The organism is Pseudomonas juntendi, from assembly GCF_021560075.1.
In the GTDB taxonomy this organism is placed as follows: Bacteria; Pseudomonadota; Gammaproteobacteria; order Pseudomonadales; family Pseudomonadaceae; genus Aquipseudomonas; species Aquipseudomonas juntendi.
The window spans coordinates 1-20778 of record NZ_CP091088.1; the positions used below are offsets into that span (position 1 = coordinate 1).

The following is a 20778-nucleotide window of genomic DNA, read 5'->3' on the forward strand; positions in this document are numbered from 1 at the left end:
GTGTCAGTGGAACTTTGGCAGCAGTGCGTGGAGCTTCTGCGCGATGAACTGCCTGCCCAGCAATTCAACACCTGGATCCGTCCGCTACAGGTCGAAGCCGAAGGCGACGAGTTGCGCGTCTATGCGCCTAACCGTTTCGTTCTCGATTGGGTCAATGAAAAGTACCTGGGCCGCTTGCTCGAATTGTTGGGCGAGAACGGCAGCGGCATAGCACCTGCCCTTTCCTTATTAATAGGCAGCCGCCGCAGCTCAGCCCCGCGCGCCGCGCCCAACGCGCCGGTCAGTGCTGCGGTCGCCGCTTCACAGGCGCAGACCCAGGCTAAAAGCCAGACCCTCAAGGCTGCGCCTGCTGCGGCTACCCTCGAACCTGCAGCAGTAACGGTTACCGAATCTGTTCCGATGGATGAAATGGCCGAGCCGTCTTCGCGCGACAGCTTCGATGCCATGGCTGAGCCGGCCGCTGCGCCAGCCACCAGTGGCAGGGCCGAACAGCGCACCGTACAGGTTGAAGGTGCGCTCAAGCACACCAGCTATCTGAACCGAACCTTCACCTTCGATACCTTTGTCGAGGGTAAGTCGAACCAGCTGGCGCGCGCAGCGGCCTGGCAGGTCGCAGACAACCCCAAGCATGGCTACAACCCGTTGTTCCTTTATGGCGGAGTGGGTCTGGGTAAAACCCACCTTATGCATGCTGTGGGTAACCACCTGCTGAAGAAGAACCCGAACGCCAAGGTTGTGTACCTGCATTCGGAGCGCTTCGTCGCAGACATGGTCAAGGCGCTGCAGCTCAATGCCATCAACGAATTCAAGCGTTTCTACCGTTCGGTAGATGCGCTGCTGATTGACGATATCCAGTTCTTTGCCCGCAAGGAGCGCTCCCAGGAAGAATTCTTCCACACCTTCAACGCGCTGCTTGAGGGTGGCCAGCAGGTCATCCTGACCTCCGACCGCTACCCCAAAGAGATCGAAGGCCTGGAAGAGCGCTTGAAGTCGCGCTTTGGCTGGGGCCTCACGGTTGCCGTAGAGCCGCCAGAGCTGGAGACGCGTGTAGCCATCCTCATGAAGAAGGCTGACCAGGCCAAGGTCGAACTGCCGCATGATGCAGCGTTCTTCATCGCCCAGCGTATCCGTTCCAACGTTCGCGAACTGGAAGGTGCGCTGAAGCGGGTGATCGCTCACTCGCATTTCATGGGGCGCGATATCACCATCGAGCTGATCCGCGAATCGCTGAAGGACCTTCTGGCCCTGCAGGACAAGCTGGTCAGTGTGGATAACATTCAGCGTACCGTCGCCGAATACTACAAGATCAAGATCTCCGATTTGCTGTCCAAGCGACGGTCGCGTTCCGTGGCGCGCCCTCGCCAGGTGGCCATGGCGCTGTCCAAAGAGCTGACCAACCACAGCTTGCCGGAAATCGGCGACATGTTTGGCGGGCGCGACCATACGACCGTGCTGCACGCCTGTCGCAAGATCAACGAATTGAAGGAATCCGACGCGGATATCCGCGAGGACTACAAGAACCTGCTGCGAACGCTGACGACCTGATGGCCGTGTGCGCAGCTAATTGAAGGCAAGGGACTAGACCATGCATTTCACCATTCAACGCGAAGCCCTGTTGAAACCCCTGCAACTGGTCGCCGGTGTCGTCGAGCGCCGTCAGACCTTGCCGGTCCTGTCCAACGTGTTGCTGGTCGTGCAAGGCCAGCAACTGTCGTTGACCGGTACCGACCTGGAAGTCGAACTGGTAGGCCGCGTGCAACTGGAAGAGCCGGCTGAGCCTGGCGAGATCACTGTCCCGGCGCGCAAGCTGATGGACATCTGCAAAAGCCTGCCCAATGACGCCCTGATCGATATCAAAGTCGACGAGCAGAAACTGTTGCTCAAGGCCGGCCGTAGCCGTTTCACCTTGTCCACCCTGCCTGCAAACGACTTCCCCACAGTGGAAGAAGGCCCAGGTTCGCTGACCTGCAACCTGGAACAGAGCAAGCTGCGCCGCTTGATCGAGCGCACCAGCTTCGCCATGGCTCAGCAGGATGTGCGCTACTACCTCAACGGCATGCTGCTTGAGGTTTCCCGCAACACCCTGCGTGCAGTGTCTACCGACGGTCACCGCCTGGCCCTGTGCTCCATGACGGCGCCCATCGAGCAAGACGACCGTCACCAGGTCATCGTGCCCCGCAAAGGTATCCTGGAGTTGGCGCGCTTGCTGACCGACCCAGAAGGCATGGTCAGCATCGTGCTCGGCCAGCACCACATTCGTGCGACCACTGGCGAGTTCACCTTTACCTCCAAGCTGGTAGACGGCAAATTCCCCGACTATGAGCGCGTATTGCCCAAAGGCGGCGACAAGGTGGTGGTTGGCGATCGTCAGGCGTTGCGTGAGGCATTCAGCCGTACCGCGATTCTTTCCAACGAGAAGTACCGCGGTATTCGCCTGCAGCTGGCTGCTGGCCAATTGAAGATTCAGGCCAATAACCCCGAGCAGGAAGAGGCGGAAGAAGAAATCAGTGTGGACTATGATGGTAGCTCGCTGGAAATCGGCTTCAACGTCAGCTATCTGCTGGATGTGCTGGGCGTGATGACCACTGAGCAAGTTCGTCTGATCCTGTCTGACTCCAACAGCAGTGCGCTGCTGCAGGAAGCCGGGAATGATGATTCTTCCTACGTTGTCATGCCGATGCGCCTGTAACCTGTAGCAGGCGACATGTCCCTTCGACGTATCAGGGTCACCGCGGTGCGCAACCTGCACCCGGTGACGCTCTCACCCTCCCCCCGCATCAACATCCTTTACGGCGCCAACGGCAGTGGCAAGACCAGTGTGCTGGAAGCCGTGCACTTGCTTGGATTAGCGCGCTCATTCCGCAGCACCCGTTTGAACCCGGTCATACAGTACGAACAGGCTGCCTGTACCGTGTTTGGTGAGGTGCAATTGACGGAGGGCGGCACCTGTAACCTCGGTGTGTCCCGCGAGCGCCAAGGGGACTTTACCATTCGCATCGATGGGCAGAACGCTCGTAGCGCTGCGCAGTTGGCAGAGCTGCTGCCGTTGCAGCTCATCAATCCGGACAGCTTTCGGCTACTGGAGGGCGCACCAAAAATTCGTCGCCAGTTCCTGGATTGGGGAGTGTTCCACGTGGAACCTCGCTTCCTACCCGCTTGGCAACGGCTGCAGAAGGCGCTGCGGCAGCGGAACTCATGGTTGCGGCATGGTACACTTGACCCAGCTTCGCAAGCCGCCTGGGACCGGGAACTGTGCCTGGCCAGTGCGGAAATAGATGAATACCGTCGCAATTATATCAAGGCCTTGAAGCCCGTCTTCGAGCGAACCCTGAGCGAACTGGTCGAACTGGACGGGTTGACCCTGAGCTACTATCGAGGCTGGGACAAGGACCGGGAACTGCAAGAAGTACTCGCCTCCTCTCTCCTTCGCGATCAGCAAATGGGCCATACCCAAGCCGGTCCGCAGCGCGCTGATCTGCGTCTTCGCCTAGCTGCCAATAATGCAGCCGACATTTTGTCGCGTGGTCAGCAAAAGCTGGTGGTGTGCGCACTGCGCATTGCCCAAGGCCACCTCGTCAGCCAGGCTCGCCGCGGTCACTGTATTTATCTCGTGGATGACTTGCCGTCCGAACTCGACGACCAGCACCGCCGCGCTCTGTGCCGCTTGCTTGAAGAATTACGCTGCCAGGTGTTCATCACCTGTGTAGATCACGAATTACTGAGGGAAGGCTGGCAGACGGAAACGCCAGTTGCTTTGTTCCACGTGGAACAAGGCCGTATCACCCAGACCCACGACCATCGGGAGTGAAGGCATGAGCGAAAATCAAACGTACGACTCCTCCAGCATCAAGGTGCTGAAAGGTTTGGATGCCGTACGCAAGCGTCCCGGCATGTACATTGGCGACACCGATGATGGTAGCGGCCTGCACCACATGGTCTTCGAAGTGGTCGACAACTCGATCGACGAAGCCCTCGCCGGTCACTGCGATGACATCACTGTCATTATTCACCCGGACGAATCCATCAGTGTCCGCGACAACGGTCGCGGCATTCCGGTCGATGTGCATAAAGAAGAAGGTGTTTCCGCCGCTGAGGTCATCATGACCGTCCTGCACGCCGGCGGTAAGTTTGACGATAACTCCTACAAAGTCTCCGGCGGTTTGCACGGTGTTGGGGTTTCGGTCGTAAACGCCCTCTCCGAGAAGCTGGTATTGACCGTTCGCCGCAGCGGCAAGATCTGGGAACAGACCTACGTTCACGGTGTTCCACAAGCGCCGATGGCGGTTGTGGGTGACAGCGAAACCACGGGCACCCATATCCATTTCAAGCCTTCGGCTGAAACCTTCAAGAACATCCATTTCAGCTGGGACATCCTGGCCAAGCGGATTCGCGAACTGTCGTTCCTCAACTCGGGCGTCGGCATTCTGCTGAAAGATGAGCGCAGTGGTAAGGAAGAGTTCTTCAAATACGAAGGTGGCCTGCGAGCGTTCGTTGAGTACCTGAACACCAACAAGACGCCGGTCAACAACCAGGTGTTCCACTTCAATGTGCAGCGCGAGGATGGCGTAGGTGTTGAAGTTGCCCTGCAATGGAACGACAGCTTCAACGAAAACCTGCTGTGCTTTACCAACAACATTCCGCAGCGTGATGGTGGTACCCACCTGGTGGGCTTCCGTTCCTCGCTGACCCGTAGCCTTAACAACTACATCGAGCAGGAAGGTCTGGCGAAGAAGAACAAGGTAGCCACCACTGGCGACGATGCCCGTGAAGGCCTGACCGCGATCATTTCGGTGAAGGTCCCGGACCCTAAATTCAGCTCACAGACTAAAGACAAGTTGGTTTCCTCGGAGGTGAAAACCGCCGTTGAGCAGGAAATGAACAAGTACTTTGCCGACTTCCTGCTGGAGAACCCCAACGAGGCCAAGGCCGTCGTTGGCAAGATGATCGACGCTGCGCGTGCTCGGGAAGCGGCCCGCAAAGCCCGTGAAATGACCCGTCGCAAGGGCGCGTTGGACATTGCCGGCTTGCCGGGCAAATTGGCGGACTGCCAGGAAAAGGACCCTGCCCTTTCTGAGCTGTACCTGGTGGAGGGTGACTCCGCAGGTGGCTCCGCCAAACAGGGCCGTAACCGCCGTACCCAGGCGATCCTGCCGCTGAAGGGGAAGATCCTCAACGTCGAGAAGGCGCGCTTCGACAAGATGATCTCGTCCCAGGAAGTAGGCACGCTGATCACGGCGCTGGGGTGTGGCATTGGCCGCGAAGAGTACAACATCGATAAATTGCGTTATCACAACATCATCATCATGACCGATGCTGACGTTGACGGTTCGCACATCCGTACCTTATTGCTGACCTTCTTCTTCCGCCAATTGCCGGAGCTTGTCGAGCGCGGCTACATCTACATTGCCCAGCCGCCGCTGTACAAGGTCAAGCGAGGTAAGCAGGAGCAGTACATCAAAGACGACGAGGCCATGGAAGAGTACATGACCCAGTCGGCCCTGGAAGATGCCAGCCTGCACTTGGACGAGTCGGCGCCAGCGGTTGCCGGTGTACAACTGGAAAACCTGGTCAACGAATTCCGCGGCGTGATGAAAACGCTCAAGCGTCTGTCGCGCTTGTACCCAGAAGACATCACCGAGCATTTCATCTACCTGCCGGAAGTGACCGTCGAGCAATTGGGCGATCATGCTGCGATGCAAGCCTGGCTGGTGAAGTTCCAGGCGCGCCTGAGCAACAGCCAGAAGTCCGGCCTTGGTTATCAGGCTAGCCTGCGCGAAGACAAAGAGCGCAATGTGTGGCTGCCGGAAGTGGAAGTGACCTCCCACGGCCTGGCCAGCTACGTCACGTTCAACCGCGACTTCTTTGGCAGCAACGACTACCGTACGGTCGTGAAGCTGGGGGCCAACCTTTCTACCCTGCTGGGCGAAGGTGCTTATGTGCAGCGCGGCGAGCGCCGCAAGGCGGTCAGCGAGTTCAAGGAAGCACTGGACTGGCTGATGAACGAAAGCACCAAGCGGCATACTATCCAGCGATACAAAGGGCTGGGTGAGATGAACCCTGAGCAACTGTGGGAAACCACCATGGACCCAACCGTGCGCCGGATGCTCAAGGTCACCATCGAAGATGCCATCGCTGCCGACCAGATCTTCAACACCCTGATGGGTGATGCGGTCGAACCACGCCGTGACTTCATCGAGAGCAATGCCCTGTCGGTTTCTAACCTGGACTTCTGACCGGCCGGGTTCAAAGTCTGACACCTACCGGTCACCAAAAAAAACCGCTACTGCGTAATGCCTGTCAGTTAAGCGTTACTGGGGCTGCTTTGCAGCCCTTCGCGGGCAAGCCCGCTCCCACATGTTTGGCGCTGAACTCAAGAAATGCGCGATCCCCTGTGGGAGCGGGCGTGCCCGCGAAGGGTCGCACAGCGGCCCCAAATTACTTAACTGACAGGCATTTCACTACTGCGGGTTTTTTGCGAAGCGTTCGAGGCAGGCACCACATGGTGATCGAACATGCCCGAGCACATCCTGGCGCGTAGTTCAGCCCCAGTTGCTAACTGAACAGCGTGTTCCCACACATCAGTAGCCGCTGAGAATATTGACGATCACTCCGCTGGCGATGGCGACCAGTACGTAGTCACCGTTCACGTACAACCAGCGGTGATCGCGCGGAGGTGCATACAGGTGCCGCGCCTTCCAGTCGGTTACCCAGTAACGGTCACCACGGTAATGCGGGTCTACCACATGGCCGCGGCGCCACTGCTGGTGGGGTACCGGCATACCTTTTTGCGGGTGGAAGTTCGGGTCGCGATAAGCAGGCCCGCGGCCATTGTCGTGGCGGCCCTGCGGCTGAGCGTGGGGCGGGTTGCCTGGGTGCCCTGGGCCGCCATCATGACGGTCAGGTGGACCAGGCTGCGCGAAGCTTGCCAGAGGTGCGCTGAGCATCAGCGCCGCGCACATCATGGTCAGGGTCTTTTTCATCGTTGCGGTCCTCTGTGTATTAACGCCCGGCTGAATCTTTCAGTTACCGGGTACGGTTAACCAATCAGACCATGAACCAGGTCGTTTAATGTCAGGACAGCGGTAAAGGTCCGGTAAAGGTGGCCTGGCGAAAACACGAAGCTAGCGCAGCCCAAGCGCTTTCAAGCGACGGTACAACGTGCGTTCGCTCATGCCCAAATGAAGCGCCAGCTCACTGCGCGAACCTTTGAACTGTTCCAGAGCCTGGGCCAGTTCACCGAGGTCACGGCGCTTTGCGCCACGGCTCACCGGCGTTTGCGCGCCGATGTCCTCGGGCAGGTGCTCCGGCCTGATCACCCCATCATCAGCGAACAACCGCGCCCGTTCCAGAACATTGCGCAGCTCGCGGATGTTGCCCGGGAACGGATGCAAGGCAAGGCGCTGCAAGGCATCGTCACTCAAGCTGGGGACCGATGTGCCCGCCATGCGTTGCAGCAGGCTCTGCGCCAGCAAGGGAAGGTCCTCTACCCGCTCACGCAGTGCCGGCAGGCGAATCGGGAAGCCGCTGATGCGGTAGTACAGGTCTTCACGGAAGCTGCCATCGGCAACCATTTGCCTGAGGGGTTTGTGCGTGGCCGACACCAGGCGGAAATCCGAATGCACTGTGCGCAGGCTGCCTACCGGGCGGAAGCTGCCAGACTCGATCAGGCGCAACAGCTTCACCTGCATCGCCAGCGGCACTTCACCAATTTCATCAAGGAACAGCGTGCCGCCATGGGCGGCTTCGGCCAGGCCGATCTTGCGCTGGTTGGCACCGGTGAACGCGCCTTTTTCGTACCCGAACAGTTCGCTCTCGAACAATGACTCGGTCAAGCCGGTGCAGTCCACCACCACCAGTGGGCCGTTTGCCCTGGCGCTACCCATGTGCAGCGCACGGGCGAACAGCTCCTTGCCGGTGCCTGACTCACCTTGCAGCAAGACAGGGATCTGCGCTGGCGCCGCGCGTTGCAGGCTGGCCAGGGCTGCCTTGAAGGCCGGCGCACGGCCGACCAGCCCTTGCTCTTGCGGCTGGGCCGAGGCCAGGGTGATGGTGGTCAAGCGTTCGACAAAGGCTACCACCGTACCCTGTTCGTCCAGGATCGGCCGCAGCTCTACATCCACGTGCTCGGGCCCACGTGGCGTGTGGTGAATGTGCAACACACGCTCCGCGACCTTGCTGTCCCAGGCTTTGCGCATCGGGCAATGTTCGCCAGCCTGGTCGCATGGCACGGCATAGTGGTGCGACACCCTGTGGCACTTTTCCCCTAGGGGTGCTTGTTCGTGCTGGCCGAACTGGCGGCGATACTCAGCATTGGCTGCCAGGATGTTGTAGTCGGTGTCCAGCACGATGGTCGGCAGGGCATCGTGCTCGAGGTAGGAAACCAGCGCCAGGATAAACGGATGGGTTTCAGGCATGACAGCACCGTTCGGATGATGGATGCAGGGTAACAAGGACTGCCAAACACTGCCATTGGCTGACAGTCGACTGCCAATCATGCTGCCAATTCAGCCAGGTGCTGTCAGCACTGCCTCGGTTTCGTTGGGCCCGGCACGATAAAGAGCCTGGCATGCATCTTGATATACCTCCTGTCACTGCCTACGCGTTGAATAGACGCGGCGGATAACTGGAGAACGTGATGATCATCGGCAACAACCTTCACGTGGACGCCTTTTACGATGAGGCGACCTCGACCATCAGCTACCTGGTCATGGACTGTGAAACCCGGCAGTGCGCGTTGATCGACAGCGTGCTGGATTACGACCCCAAGGCCGGGCGCACCTGTACTGCCTCAGCAGATCGGCTGGTCGAGCGCGTGGCTGAATTGCACGCCAGCGTGCGCTGGATACTTGAAACACATGTGCATGCCGACCACCTATCGGCAGCGGCCTACCTGAAGGAGAAGCTTGGCGGCCATACCGCCATTGGTGCGCACATCACCCAGGTGCAGAAGGTTTTTGGCAGCCTGTTCAACGCCGAGCGTGGCTTTGCCCGTGATGGCAGCCAATTCGATGTGCTGTTCGAAGACGAAGAAGGTTTCCGCATCGGCAACCTGCATGCGCGTGCATTGCACACCCCTGGGCACACGCCTGCATGCATGAGCTTCATGATCGAGGATGCGGGTGAGACCGCGGTGTTCGTCGGCGACACCTTGTTCATGCCTGACTACGGTACTGCCCGTTGCGATTTCCCCGGCGCCGACGCCCGTACGCTGTACCGCTCGATCCGGCGCTTGCTGGCGTTCCCCGACCAGACCCGCCTGTTCATGTGCCACGACTACCTGCCAGGTGGTCGCGAAATGCAGTACGTCACCACCGTTGCCGAGCAGCGCGCCAGCAATATCCACATCCACCAGGGTATCGACGAGGACAGCTTCGTCGCCATGCGTGAGGCCCGCGACAAAACCCTCGACATGCCCGTGCTGATCTTGCCGTCGGTGCAGGTGAACATGCGCAGTGGCCACTTCCCGGAGCCGGAAGCCAACGGCGTCAGTTATTTGAAGATCCCGCTGAACAAGCTGTAAGCGCCCTGCCCTATAACCAGATTTCCAGGATTTATTGCCATGCCTGCCTTGTCGTCCACTACCCATACCGACCACCACACAGTGGTCATCGTCGGTGCCGGTGCCGCCGGGATCGCCACTGCATCCAGCCTGATCAGCCGCGACGCGTCCCTGGATGTGGCCTTGATCGACCCCGCCGAGGTGCACTACTACCAACCTGGCTGGACCATGGTCGGCGCTGGTGTTTTCAACGCGGCGAGCACTGCCCGCACCATGGCTTCGACGATTCCGCGCGGGGTGCGCTGGGTAAAGGCGCGCGTCCAGGGTTTCGACCCGGTGCGCCAGTTGGTCGTGCTCGAGGATGGCCGGGCCATCGGCTATGAACAACTGGTGGTTTGCCCTGGCCTGAAGCTCGATTGGGCGGCCATTGATGGGCTCAGCGAGACCTTGGGCCGTAACGGGGTCACCTCCAATTACCGCTACGACCTGGCGCCCTATACCTGGGAGCTGGTGCAAAAGCTCAAGCACGGCCGTGCCCTGTTCAGCCAGCCGCCGATGCCGATCAAGTGCGCCGGCGCGCCACAGAAGGCGCTGTACCTGTCATGTGACCATTGGCTACGCCACGGTGACCTGGGCGCGATCAAAGCCAGCTTCTTCAATGCCGGCGCAGTCTTGTTCGGTGTGGCCGACTACGTGCCTGCCTTGATGCAGTACATCGAAAAATATGCCGTGGACCTGAATTTCAGCCATCGGCTGGTCGCCGTGGACGGCCCCAACAAACGTGCCACCTTTGTGCGTAGCCTGCCCGATGGCAGCAGCGAAACCCGCGTCGAGGCCTTCGACCTGCTGCATGTGGTTCCGCCGCAAGTCGCGCCCGACTTCATCCGTGAAAGCCCATTGGCCGACAGTGCCGGCTGGGTCGATGTAGACCCGCACACCCTGCGCCATCGCCAGTACAGCACTGTTCACGCCTTGGGCGATGTGGCCAACACCAGCAACGCCAAGACCGCTGCAGCGGCCCGCAAGCAGGCTCCGGTAGTGGCCAATAATGTGCTGGTAGCGCTGGGGCGGTTGCAGACACTGGCCCAGTACGACGGTTACGGCTCATGCCCGCTCACGATCGAGCGCGGCAAGATCGTGCTGGCCGAGTTCACCTATGGTGGCAAGCTGGCGCCCAGCTTCCCCAACTGGTTGCTCGACGGTCGCAAGCCGACCCGCCTGGCTTGGCTGCTCAAGGCGCAGGCCCTGCCGCCGCTGTACTGGCAAGCCATGCTCAAGGGTCGGGAATGGCTGGCGCGGCCACAACCGTTGGTAGCAGAGGGCGGGCAGTGATCGAAACGCAACTGCTTGGCGCAGCCCTGGGGGCCATCATCGGCGCCGTGCTGGCATTGACGGGCGCCGGTGGAGGCATTCTTGCCGTGCCCCTGTTGGTGTTCGGCCTTGGCCTTTCGATGGTCGAAGCGGCACCGGTCGGCTTGTTGGCGGTAGGTCTGGCGGCAGCCGTGGGCGCGGTACTGGGTTTGCGTCGCGGCCTGGTGCGCTATCGGGCGGCACTGTTCATCGCCTTGATCGGGATGGCGGCAGCGCCACTGGGGTTGATGCTGGCGCACCGTTTGCCCAATACGCCGTTGCAACTGGTGTTCGCCGCTGTGCTCACCTACGCCTGCCTGCGTATCTGGCGCAAGGCGGCCAGGGAGCTGCGTGGCGAAGCCAACGATGCGCATCGCTTCATCGAGCCATGTGTGCTGAACCCGCTGCAGGGCCGCTTGCGCTGGACCCTGCCCTGCGCTCGCGCCCTGGCATTCACCGGCGCGCTGTCCGGCTTGCTGTCTGGCCTGCTCGGTGTGGGGGGCGGGTTCGTGATCATTCCGGCGCTCAACCGCTATACCAACCTGCGCATGGCCACGATCGTCTCCACGTCGCTGGCGGTGATTGCCTTGGTGTCTGCCGGCAGTGTGATCAGTGCCAGCCTTGCAGGTGTCCTGCATTGGCAAGTGGGTGGCCCTTTCGCTGTCGGCGCCGTGCTTGGCTTGCTGCTGGCGCGCCCCCTGGCGGCCAGGTTGGCGGGCCCACGGCTGCAGCAGATGTTTGCCGTGGCAGGTTGCGCCGCTGCCCTGCTGCTGGCCAGCAAGGCATTACTGAGCTAACAGCTCGCCCTGTTGCTCTGCGCACAGCGCCAGCAGGTAATCCCATACGACCCGCAGGCGCACCGACTTGTGCAGCTCGCGGCGGGTACAGATCCAGTAACTGCGCTGGATGGTTTCGCCAGGCAGTACGCGGACCAGGGTCGGGTCGTGCCGGGCCATGTAGTTGGGCAGCACTGCAATGCCCAGCCCAGCACGTGCGGCCACTTGCTGGGCAATCACGCTGGTGCTGCGGAAGACCACGTTGGGCGCCCGGCAGAAGCTATTGAGAAACAGCAGCTCCTGGCTGAACAGCAGGTCGTCGACGTAGCCGATCCAGCTGTGGCGGGCCAGATCCTCACGGTTGCGCAGGGGTGGTGCGCGGTCGAGGTAGCCCTGGCTGGCATACAGGGCCAGGCGGTAGTCGGTGAGTTTGCGCGTGATCAGCAGGTCGGCGTTGGGCCGCTCCAGGTGAATACTGATCTCGGCTTCGCGGTTGAGGATGCTGACGAACCTCGGCACTGCCACCAGCTCCACTTCCAGCCCGGGGTAGCGCTCGAACAGCGCGTTCATGCGCGGGGTGAAGAACATGATGCCAATGCCTTCGGTGACCCCCAGGCGGATCTTGCCCAGTGGGGTGATGGCCTGGGTGATTTCTTCCTGGGCCAGCAGGGCGACGTTCTCCATGGCTTCGGCGTGCTTGAGCAGGGCCTGGCCCGAAGGGGTCAGCTCATAGCCTTGGGCGTGTAGCACGAACAAGGCTGTGCCCAGGCTTTCTTCGATGCGCTCGATGTGCCGGGCCACGGTGCTGTGGGTGGTATTGAGGCGCTTGGCGGCGGTAAGCAGGCGGCCGCTGCGCTGCAACTCGAGGAAAAACCGCAGATCGTTCCAGTCGAACATGCTGATCCTTGTGGCTGTTCGTGGGCCCCTTTCGCGGGTGAATCCGCGAAGACGCCTGTACAGAGTTGTCGCTGTGCTAAAACGCACAACCGCTGCGCGAAATCGCGTGTTTCACCCACGAAATTACGCACTAAGATGGATCGGGACAAGAATAATAATCAGGCCCGAGGTTGCACATGCCATCAGCCGATTCTGTCTTCGATTACGTGTTGGTAGGCGCCGGCCCCGCCGGGTGCCTGCTGGCCAACCGCTTGTCCGCCGACCCTGGTTGCCGCGTGCTGCTGCTGGAAGCGGGCGGGCGGGACAACTATCCCTGGATTCACATTCCCGTGGGTTACCTCTACTGCATTGGCAACCCACGCACCGACTGGTGCTTCAAGACCCAAGCCCAGCCCGGCCTGGGTGGGCGCGCATTGGGCTACCCGCGCGGCAAGGTGCTGGGCGGCTGCTCTTCCATCAATGGCATGATCTATATGCGTGGCCAGGCTGCCGACTACGACCACTGGGCCGAACAGGGCAACCCCGGTTGGGCCTGGAAGGACGTGCTGCCGCTGTTCAAGGCCAGTGAAAACCACTTTGCTGGCGCCAGCGAGCACCACGGCGGCGGTGGCGAGTGGCGAGTAGAACGCCAGCGCTACAGCTGGCCGATACTGGATGCCTTCCGCGACGCCGCCGAGCAAAGCGGCATCGCCAAGGTGGATGACTTCAACACCGGCGATAACCATGGGTGTGGTTATTTCCAGGTCAACCAACGCAGTGGCGTGCGCTGGAATGCCTCCAAGGCGTTTCTGCGGCCGGTTCAGCACCGCGCCAACCTCACCGTGCTTACGGGTGTGCAGGTTGACCAGATGCTGCTCAACAATACCCGCGCACGTGCGGTGAAAGCATTCTGGCAAGGCGCCTGGCACGAGTTTGCGGCTCGCCGCGAGATCGTGCTGTGTGCTGGGGCGGTCGGTTCCCCGGGCATCCTGCAACGCTCCGGCATCGGCCCCCGGCAATTACTGGAAAGCCTGGGTATTGGCGTGCGCCACCACATGCCTGGCGTGGGTGGCAACCTGCAGGACCACCTGCAATTGCGGCTGATCTACCAGATCCGCAATACCCGCACCTTGAACCAGATGGCCAACAGCCTGTGGGGCAAGATGGGCATGGGCCTGCGCTACCTCTACGACCGCAGCGGCCCGCTGGCCATGGCCCCGAGCCAGTTGGGCGCGTTCGTGCGGTCCAGCCCCGACCAGGCCACCGCCAACCTGCAGTACCACGTGCAGCCGCTGTCGCTGGAGCGCTTCGGCGAGCCTTTGCACCGGTTCCCGGCCTTTACCGCCTCGGTCTGCAACCTGCGCCCGGCCAGCCGTGGGCGTATCGATATTCGTAGCACCGACATGCACAGCACGCCGCTGATCGACCCCAACTACCTGAGCGACCCCCAGGACTTGCAGGTGGCCGCCGATGCCATCCGCCTTACCCGGCGCATCGTTCAGGCCCCTGCCCTGGCCGTATTCGAGCCCGAGGAATATCTGCCTGGCGCGACCCTGCAAAGCGAACAGGACCTTATCGAGGCTGCCGGCACGATCGGCACTACCATTTTCCACCCGGTGGGTACCTGCCGCATGGGCAATGGTGCGATGGACGTTGTGGATAACCAGCTGCGCGTGCATGGCATCCCCGGCCTGCGCGTGGCCGATGCCTCGATCATGCCGCAGATCACCTCAGGCAATACCTGTTCCCCCACCCTGATGATCGCCGAAAAGGCGGCACAACTGATCCTCAAAGGAGCTGCTACCCAGACCTACCTGAACGAAGACGCATTACCGACGCCCTGACCCGGGTGCGTGCAGTAGCGGCAGCTTGCGGTCGAAGGCTGCCGACAGTGGAACAACAAGAATAATCACTGTGGCCTGCGGGCCGAGGACAGCAACGATGTCGGATTACATTCAAGAGCAGGCTGCGGCGGCCAGCGGTTCCAACCGTCGTGAAGAACGCAAAATCATTTTCGCGTCATCCCTCGGGACGGTGTTCGAGTGGTATGACTTTTTTCTCTATGGCGCGTTGGCAGCGGTCATCAGCAAGCAGTTCTTTGCGGGTGTGAACGACACCACCGCTTTCATCTTCGCCCTCATGGCCTTCGCTGCCGGCTTCCTTGTGCGGCCGTTCGGTGCATTGGTGTTCGGCCGCCTGGGGGACATGATCGGGCGTAAATACACCTTCCTGGTCACCATCGTACTGATGGGGCTCTCCACTTTCGCCGTGGGCTTGCTGCCCACGTATGCCAGCATCGGCATCGCCGCACCGATCATTCTGGTGATACTGCGCATGCTGCAGGGCCTGGCGCTGGGCGGTGAGTACGGTGGTGCGGCCACTTATGTGGCCGAACATGCCCCCCCGGGCAAGCGCGGTTTCCACACCGGCTTTATCCAGTCCACCGCCACCCTGGGCCTGTTGTTGTCGTTGCTGGTGGTACTGGGCAGCCGCTATGTCAGTGGCGATCAGTTCGAAACCTGGGGCTGGCGCCTGCCGTTCCTGCTGTCGATCGTGCTGCTGGGCATTTCCACCTGGATCCGCATGAGCATGCATGAGTCGCCAGCCTTCGTGAAAATGAAGGCCCAGGGCAAGGTCAGCAAGTCGCCGATCCGGGAGTCGTTCACCTCGTGGCCGAACCTCAAAGTCGTACTGACCGCACTGTTCAGCATCAATGCCGGGCAAGCGGTGACCTTCTACACCGCGCAGTTCTACGTGCTGTTCTTCATGACCCAGATGCTGAAGGTAGACCCGGCCCAGGCCAATACCTTGCTGATCATCAGCGTGGTGATCGGTGCGCCGTTCTTCGTGTTTTTTGGCTGGCTGTCGGACCGTATCGGGCGCAAACCGATCCTGATGCTGGGCTTGCTGCTGGCCACGGTGCTGTACTTCCCGCTGTTCAAGGCCTTGAGCCACTATGCCAACCCACAAATTGACGCCGCTAGCCGCCAGGCGCCGATCGTGGTCACTGCTGATCCGCAAGGCTGCACGTTCCAGTTCGACCCGGTCGGCAAGGCCCGTTTCGACAGCCCGTGCGACAAGGTCAAGACCTTTCTGGTCAAACAGGGCCTGCCTTACAGCTCGGTCAGCGTAGCCGGCAGCGAGGTAGTGGTGAATGTGGGCGACAAGACCATCAACGGCTTCGACGAAGCCGCGATGCGTGCGGCGGTGGAGCAGGCAGGCTACCCGGCCAAGGCTGACCCCGCACAGGTCAACCAGGTGATGGTCGTGGTGCTGATCGTGGCGATGATCCTGATCGCGACCATGACCTACGGCCCATTGGCCGCAGTGATGGTCGAGCTGTTCCCGACCCGCATTCGCTACACCTCGATGTCGCTGCCCTACCACATTGGCAACGGCTGGTTCGGCGGCTTCCTGCCCACCGTCTCGTTTGCACTGGTGGTGTACACCGGGGACATCTTCTACGGGCTTTGGTACCCGATCCTGGTGACCGGCATCAGCTTGGTGGTGGGGATTTTCTGCCTGAAAGAAACCAAGGATGTGGATATCGACAAGATCTGAAAGCTGGCGCGGATCCTTGTAGGAGCGGCCTTGTGTCGCGATGGGCCGCGCAGCGGCCCCAGGATTTCTGCCTTGATGTACACATTGCCGGGGCCGCTTTGCGGCCCATCGCGACACAAGGCCGCTCCTACACGAAGCGATGCGTACTGGAAATGGAGCCCAAAAAAAACCGGCTGTTAAAGCCGGTTTTCTTATGCCCCGAAAAAACTTATGCACGCTTTTCAGAAAAATGCCACACCCAAAAATAAACAGCCAATTCAATAACTTAGCGCTTACTTCAAGCATTTCAACGAAAAAGTGCTCACAAGTTATCCACAGATATCACGCCATCTGCTCCTGCGGTTCTTCTGCTGCTGGCGGCAGCGAGCCCATGGCCCGCTGGGCCGCTTCGTTCCACGCCTGAGCGCGGTCGTTGAGCTCGGCAATGGCCCGTGGCCCGGTGCCGTTGGCGTACATCGGCTCGCCAATTACCACCTCGATGGTGCCCGAGCGCTTGCCCCAACCGGTTTTCGGCCAGAACTTGCCGGCGTTGTGGGCAATCGGCAGTACCGGCAGCCCGGCATTGACTGCCAGCGCGGTGCCCCCGCGCGAGAACTTGCCGACCGTGCCGAACGGCACACGGGTGCCCTCCGGGAAGATCAGCACCCAGGTCTTCTGCTTGAGCAGCTCATCGCCCTTGCTCGCGACCTGGCGCAGTGCCTCCTTCGGGTTGTCGCGGTTGATCGCGATCGGCCGCAGCATGGCCATGGCCCAGCCGAAGAACGGCACGTACAGCAGTTCGCGCTTGAGCACCTGGCTAAGCGGCGAGAAGTACTGCGACAGGAAGAATGTTTCCCAGGTGCTTTGGTGGTTCGACAGGATCACGCAAGGCTCGGCCGGCACGTTCTCGGCACCGGTGATCTTGTAGTCGATGCCCAGAATCGTCCGCACGAGGAACAAGGCGCAGCGGCACCAGTACACATTGATGAACTTGTAGCGCTTGGGGAACGACAGAAACGGCGCGACGAAAAAGCTCAGCGAGCACCACAGCAACGAACTGGTGCCCAGCAGCAGGTAAAAAAGAAAGATTCTGATCGCCTGCAGGATCGACATAGTGGCTTGTACCATTGCGGGGCATGCCCGCCTGAGAAAAATGCGCCCGCAGGCGCACTGTTTAAATTAGTTCTCTGGCGATAGCTGCCAGATCGTCGAAAATCAGTGTAGTTTCCGGAACACCTTTTGCCAGGGTCCGCTCACCTTTGCCGGTTTTCACCAACACGGGTTGTGCACCGACGGCCAGGGCGGCCTCCAGGTCACCTTTGCTGTCGCCAACGAACCAGACGCCTTCAAGGCCGACCTGGTAATGCTCGGCGATCGCCCGCAGCATGCCTGGCTTGGGCTTGCGGCAATCGCAGCCTTCATCCGGGCCGTGCGGGCAATACACGATGTGGCCAACCTCGCCGCCCTGCTCGGCCACCAGCGCGCGCAGGCGCGCGTGCATGGCCTCGAGGGTTGCCAGCGGGTAATAGCCACGGGCGATACCGGACTGGTTGGTGGCCACGGCCACCGTCCAGCCCGCCTTGCTCAACTGCGCGATCGCTGCGACCGAGCCAGGGATCGGGACCCACTCTTCCAGCGTCTTGATGTAGGCGTCGGAGTCGTAGTTGATCACCCCGTCACGGTCGAGAATCAGCAGTTTCAAGGCTTACCCCAGCAACGAGATGTCGGCCACACCCAGGAACAGGCCGCGCAGGCGGCTGAGCAGGGCGTAGCGGTTGGCACGTACCTTGGCGTCTTCGGCGTTGACCATGACCGCCTCGAAGAAGGCATCAACCGGGTCGCGCAGGGCTGCCAGGCGGGCCAGCGATTCGCTGTACTGCCGTGCAGCAGCCATCGGTTGCACGGCCTGGTCGGCCTGCTGGATGGCCGAGTACAGCGAGAACTCGTTGGCATTGTCGAAGTACTTCGGCTCGACCTGCTCGGCGATGGCGCCTTCGGCCTTGCTCAGCAGGTTCGACACACGTTTGTTGACCGCGGCCAGGGCCTCGGCTTCGGGCAGCTTGCGGAACGCTTGCACCGCCTGAACACGCTGGTCGAAGTCCAGCGCCGAGCCTGGCTGCAGGGCACGTACCGACAGGTAGGTGGCCACGTCGATGCCTTCGTCTTCGTAGCGCGCACGCAGGCGGTCGAAGATGAACTCCAGCACCTGCTCGGCCAGGCCGGCAGCCTTGACCTTGGCACCGAACTGCTTGACCGCGAATTCCACCGCACCGGTCAGGTTCAGGTCCAGCTGCTTCTCGATCAGGATACGCAGCACACCCAGCGCTGCACGGCGCAGGGCGTACGGGTCTTTGCTGCCGGTTGGCAGCATGCCGATGCCGAAGATGCCCACCAGGGTGTCGAGCTTGTCGGCGATGGCCACGGCGGCACCGGTGAGGGTTTGCGGCAGCTCGGCACCAGCACCGCGTGGCATGTACTGCTCGTTCAGCGCCAGGGCAACGTCTTGCGGCTCACCGTCGTTGAGCGCGTAGTAGTAACCGGCGACACCCTGCATCTCCGGGAATTCGCCGACCATTTCAGTGGCCAGGTCGCATTTCGACAGCAGGCCGGCCCGGCCGGCGCGCTGGGCGTCGCCGCCGATCAGCGGGGCGATGAAGGCAGCCAGTTTGGAAACGCGCTCGGCCTTGTCGTACACAGTGCCCAGCTGAGCCTGGAAGACCACGTTCTTGAGGCGCTCGTTGAAGGTTTCCAGCGGCTGCTTCTTGTCCTGCTTGAAGAAGAATTCGGCGTCGGTCAGGCGTGGGCGCACGACTTTCTCGTTGCCTTGCACGATCTGCTTCGGGTCGCGGCTTTCAACGTTGGCCACGGTGATGAAGCGCGGCAGCAGCTTGCCTTCGCTGTCCAGCAGGCAGAAGTACTTCTGGTTGTCCTGCATGGTGGTGATCAGGGCTTCCTGCGGCACTTCGAGGAAACGCTCCTCGAACGAGCACACCAGCGGCACCGGCCACTCGACCAGCGCGGTCACTTCGTCCAGCAGCGCCGGAGGCACGATGGCCGTGCCTTCCTGCTGCATGGCCAGCTCTGCAGTACGCTTGCTGATCAGCTCGCGGCGCTCGGCGAAGTCGGCCAGCACGTAGGCTTTGCGCAGGTCTTCGACGTAGTTGGCGGGGGCAGTGATGAGCACGTTTTCCGGGTGGTGGAAGCGGTGGCCACGGGATTCACGGCCGGCCTTCTGCGACAGGATGGTGCAATCGACCACCTGGTCGCCCAGCAGCATGACCAGCCATTGGGTCGGGCGCACGAACTCTTCACGGCTGGCGGCCCAGCGCATGCGCTTGGGAATGGGCAGATCGTTCAGCGAGTCCTCGACGATGGTCGGCAGCAAGCCGACGGTCGCTTTGCCTGGGATGTGCTGGGAGAAACGCAGCTTGGGGCCGCTCTGGTCGATTTCGGCCAGCTCTACACCGCACTTCTTGGCAAAGCCCAGGGCAGCCTGGGTCGGCTCGCCGTCTTTGAAAGCAGCCTGCAGGGGTGGCCCGTCGATGTTGATGCTGCGGTCAGGCTGCTGCACGTCCAGCTGGCGAATCAGCACGGCCAGGCGACGCGGCGCAGCATAGACCTGCTTGCCGGTGTAGTTTAGGCCAGCGGCCTGCAGGCCCTTTTCGATGCCGGCCAGGAAGGCGTCGCCGAGGCTGGCGAGGGCCTTGGGAGGCAGCTCTTCGGTGCCCAGTTCTACCAGGAAATCTTGAGCACTCATTGTGCAGCCTCCAGCTTAGCCAACACTTCGTCACGCAGTTCGGGGGTGGCCATCGGGAAGCCCAGGCGTGCGCGGGCTTGCAGATAGCTTTGCGCCACGTCCCGGGCCAGGGTACGCACACGCAGGATGTAGCGCTGGCGCTCGGTCACCGAGATGGCGCGGCGGGCGTCCAGCAGGTTGAAGGTATGCGAGGCCTTCAACACCATTTCATAGGTCGGCAGCGGCAGCTCCAGCTTGATCAGGCGGTTGGCTTCGCTTTCGTAGAAGTCGAACAGTTCGAACAGCTTGTCGACGTTGGCGTGTTCGAAGTTGTAGGTCGACTGCTCCACCTCGTTCTGGTGGAACACGTCACCGTAGGTGACCTTGCCGAACGGGCCGTCGGCCCATACCAGGTCATAGACCGAATCGACGCCCTGGATGTACATGGCCAGACGTTCGAGGCCGTAGGTGATTTCACCGGTGACCGGGTAGCACTCGATGCCACCTACCTGCTGGAAGTAGGTGAACTGGGTGACTTCCATGCCGTTCAGCCAGATTTCCCAGCCCAGGCCCCAGGCGCCGAGGGTCGGCGATTCCCAGTTGTCTTCGACAAAGCGAATGTCGTGCACCAGCGGGTCCAGGCCAATGGCTTTCAGCGAGCCCAGGTACAGCTCCTGGAAGTTGGCCGGGTTCGGCTTGAGCACCACCTGGAACTGGTAGTAGTGCTGCAGGCGGTTGGGGTTTTCGCCATACCGCCCGTCGGCAGGGCGACGGCTAGGCTGCACGTAGGCGGCGTTCCAGGTTTCTGGACCCACGGCGCGCAGGAACGTTGCGGTGTGGAAAGTGCCGGCGCCTACTTCCATATCGTAGGGCTGAAGCACCACACAACCTTGAGCTGCCCAGTAGTTTTGCAGGGCGAGGATCAGGTCTTGGAAGGTACGCACGGCTGGCGTAGGCTGGCTCACGAAATTCACCTGTATCTGGGGATGCGGATGTAAAGA

General features: G+C 61.2%; 16 protein-coding genes. 9 read left to right on the forward strand and 7 right to left on the reverse strand.

Going from position 1 to position 20778, the window contains the following annotated elements; translation table 11 throughout:
* From dnaA to gyrB, 4 genes are read left to right on the forward strand one after another with little or no spacing between them, the layout of a single operon-like run.
* Positions 1–1545: a chromosomal replication initiator protein DnaA gene (dnaA, locus tag L1P09_RS00005; protein ID WP_029886847.1), complete on the forward strand. Its 1545-nt coding sequence runs from the start codon at positions 1–3 to the stop codon at positions 1543–1545.
* Between the two features lie 40 nt (positions 1546–1585).
* Positions 1586–2689: a DNA polymerase III subunit beta gene (gene dnaN / locus L1P09_RS00010; protein WP_029886848.1), complete on the forward strand. Its 1104-nt coding sequence runs from the start codon at positions 1586–1588 to the stop codon at positions 2687–2689.
* Positions 2690–2704: 15 nt separating this feature from the next.
* Positions 2705–3808: a DNA replication/repair protein RecF gene (gene recF, locus L1P09_RS00015; protein ID WP_192441338.1), complete on the forward strand. Its 1104-nt coding sequence runs from the start codon at positions 2705–2707 to the stop codon at positions 3806–3808.
* A gap of 4 nt (positions 3809–3812) precedes the next feature.
* Complete coding sequence (gene gyrB, locus L1P09_RS00020) at positions 3813–6233, forward strand: DNA topoisomerase (ATP-hydrolyzing) subunit B (protein ID WP_154211356.1); 2421 nt, start codon at positions 3813–3815, stop codon at positions 6231–6233.
* A 345-nt stretch (positions 6234–6578) separates the two neighbouring features.
* On the opposite strand, the gene L1P09_RS00025 is transcribed toward gyrB, so the two are convergent.
* Positions 6579–6980 (reverse strand): RcnB family protein, encoded by a 402-nt coding sequence (locus L1P09_RS00025; RefSeq protein ID WP_054905241.1) that lies wholly within the window; start codon positions 6978–6980, stop codon positions 6579–6581.
* A 141-nt stretch (positions 6981–7121) separates the two neighbouring features.
* Positions 7122–8414: a sigma-54 interaction domain-containing protein gene (locus L1P09_RS00030; protein ID WP_232892548.1), complete on the reverse strand. Its 1293-nt coding sequence runs from the start codon at positions 8412–8414 to the stop codon at positions 7122–7124.
* A 221-nt stretch (positions 8415–8635) separates the two neighbouring features.
* Between L1P09_RS00030 and L1P09_RS00035 the strand changes: the two genes are divergently transcribed.
* Genes L1P09_RS00035 through L1P09_RS00045 form a run of 3 tightly spaced genes read left to right on the forward strand, consistent with a single transcriptional unit; the run spans position 8636 to position 11646 of the window.
* On the forward strand, positions 8636–9520 hold the full coding sequence (locus L1P09_RS00035) for an MBL fold metallo-hydrolase (protein ID WP_235768296.1): 885 nt from the start codon (positions 8636–8638) through the stop codon (positions 9518–9520).
* Between the two features lie 39 nt (positions 9521–9559).
* Positions 9560–10831: an NAD(P)/FAD-dependent oxidoreductase gene (locus L1P09_RS00040; RefSeq protein ID WP_235768297.1), complete on the forward strand. Its 1272-nt coding sequence runs from the start codon at positions 9560–9562 to the stop codon at positions 10829–10831.
* Positions 10828–11646, forward strand: coding sequence for a sulfite exporter TauE/SafE family protein (locus L1P09_RS00045; RefSeq protein ID WP_054905244.1), 819 nt, complete (start codon positions 10828–10830; stop codon positions 11644–11646). Before L1P09_RS00040 ends, L1P09_RS00045 begins: the two co-directional genes overlap by 4 nt.
* Here L1P09_RS00045 and L1P09_RS00050 read toward each other — a convergent pair.
* Entirely contained in the window at positions 11635–12522 is an 888-nt protein-coding gene (locus L1P09_RS00050) for a LysR family transcriptional regulator (protein WP_235768298.1), read from the reverse strand. The genes L1P09_RS00045 and L1P09_RS00050 overlap by 12 nt on opposite strands.
* Positions 12523–12698: 176 nt before the next feature.
* Between L1P09_RS00050 and L1P09_RS00055 the strand changes: the two genes are divergently transcribed.
* Together L1P09_RS00055 and L1P09_RS00060 are read left to right on the forward strand one after the other, a co-directional pair.
* On the forward strand, positions 12699–14345 hold the full coding sequence (locus tag L1P09_RS00055) for a GMC family oxidoreductase (protein ID WP_235768299.1): 1647 nt from the start codon (positions 12699–12701) through the stop codon (positions 14343–14345).
* 97 nt (positions 14346–14442) lie between these two features.
* Positions 14443–16062, forward strand: coding sequence for an MFS transporter (locus tag L1P09_RS00060; RefSeq protein WP_115293186.1), 1620 nt, complete (start codon positions 14443–14445; stop codon positions 16060–16062).
* A 321-nt stretch (positions 16063–16383) separates the two neighbouring features.
* Here L1P09_RS00060 and L1P09_RS00065 read toward each other — a convergent pair whose 3' ends face one another.
* Genes L1P09_RS00065 through glyQ form a run of 4 tightly spaced genes read right to left on the reverse strand, consistent with a single transcriptional unit; the run spans position 16384 to position 20742 of the window.
* Complete coding sequence (locus L1P09_RS00065) at positions 16384–17169, reverse strand: lysophospholipid acyltransferase family protein (protein WP_054905247.1); 786 nt, start codon at positions 17167–17169, stop codon at positions 16384–16386.
* Positions 17170–17215: 46 nt separating this feature from the next.
* Positions 17216–17743, reverse strand: a complete 528-nt coding sequence (gmhB, locus tag L1P09_RS00070) for a D-glycero-beta-D-manno-heptose 1,7-bisphosphate 7-phosphatase (RefSeq protein WP_009684688.1) — start codon at positions 17741–17743, stop codon at positions 17216–17218.
* Between the two features lie 3 nt (positions 17744–17746).
* Positions 17747–19798 (reverse strand): glycine--tRNA ligase subunit beta, encoded by a 2052-nt coding sequence (gene glyS, locus L1P09_RS00075; RefSeq protein ID WP_029886429.1) that lies wholly within the window; start codon positions 19796–19798, stop codon positions 17747–17749.
* Positions 19795–20742 carry a glycine--tRNA ligase subunit alpha gene (gene glyQ / locus L1P09_RS00080; RefSeq protein WP_003253126.1) on the reverse strand — a complete coding sequence of 316 codons (948 nt, stop codon included), beginning with the start codon at positions 20740–20742 and terminating at the stop codon, positions 19795–19797. The genes glyS and glyQ overlap by 4 nt, the downstream gene beginning before the upstream one ends.
* Positions 20743–20778 lie beyond the last annotated feature (36 nt).

Bases quoted from the DNA above. Each gene is read 5' to 3' on its own strand.
- dnaN (WP_029886848.1), top strand. From the start codon at position 1,586: ATGCATTTCACCATTCAACGCGAAGCCCTGTTGAAACCCCTGCAACTG.
- recF (WP_192441338.1), top strand. From the start codon at position 2,705: ATGTCCCTTCGACGTATCAGGGTCACCGCGGTGCGCAACCTGCACCCG.
- gyrB (WP_154211356.1), top strand. From the start codon at position 3,813: ATGAGCGAAAATCAAACGTACGACTCCTCCAGCATCAAGGTGCTGAAA.
- L1P09_RS00025 (WP_054905241.1), bottom strand. From the start codon at position 6,980: ATGAAAAAGACCCTGACCATGATGTGCGCGGCGCTGATGCTCAGCGCA.
- L1P09_RS00030 (WP_232892548.1), bottom strand. From the start codon at position 8,414: ATGCCTGAAACCCATCCGTTTATCCTGGCGCTGGTTTCCTACCTCGAG.
- L1P09_RS00035 (WP_235768296.1), top strand. From the start codon at position 8,636: ATGATCATCGGCAACAACCTTCACGTGGACGCCTTTTACGATGAGGCG.
- L1P09_RS00040 (WP_235768297.1), top strand. From the start codon at position 9,560: ATGCCTGCCTTGTCGTCCACTACCCATACCGACCACCACACAGTGGTC.
- L1P09_RS00050 (WP_235768298.1), bottom strand. From the start codon at position 12,522: ATGTTCGACTGGAACGATCTGCGGTTTTTCCTCGAGTTGCAGCGCAGC.
- L1P09_RS00055 (WP_235768299.1), top strand. From the start codon at position 12,699: ATGCCATCAGCCGATTCTGTCTTCGATTACGTGTTGGTAGGCGCCGGC.
- L1P09_RS00060 (WP_115293186.1), top strand. From the start codon at position 14,443: ATGTCGGATTACATTCAAGAGCAGGCTGCGGCGGCCAGCGGTTCCAAC.
- L1P09_RS00065 (WP_054905247.1), bottom strand. From the start codon at position 17,169: ATGGTACAAGCCACTATGTCGATCCTGCAGGCGATCAGAATCTTTCTT.
- glyS (WP_029886429.1), bottom strand. From the start codon at position 19,798: ATGAGTGCTCAAGATTTCCTGGTAGAACTGGGCACCGAAGAGCTGCCT.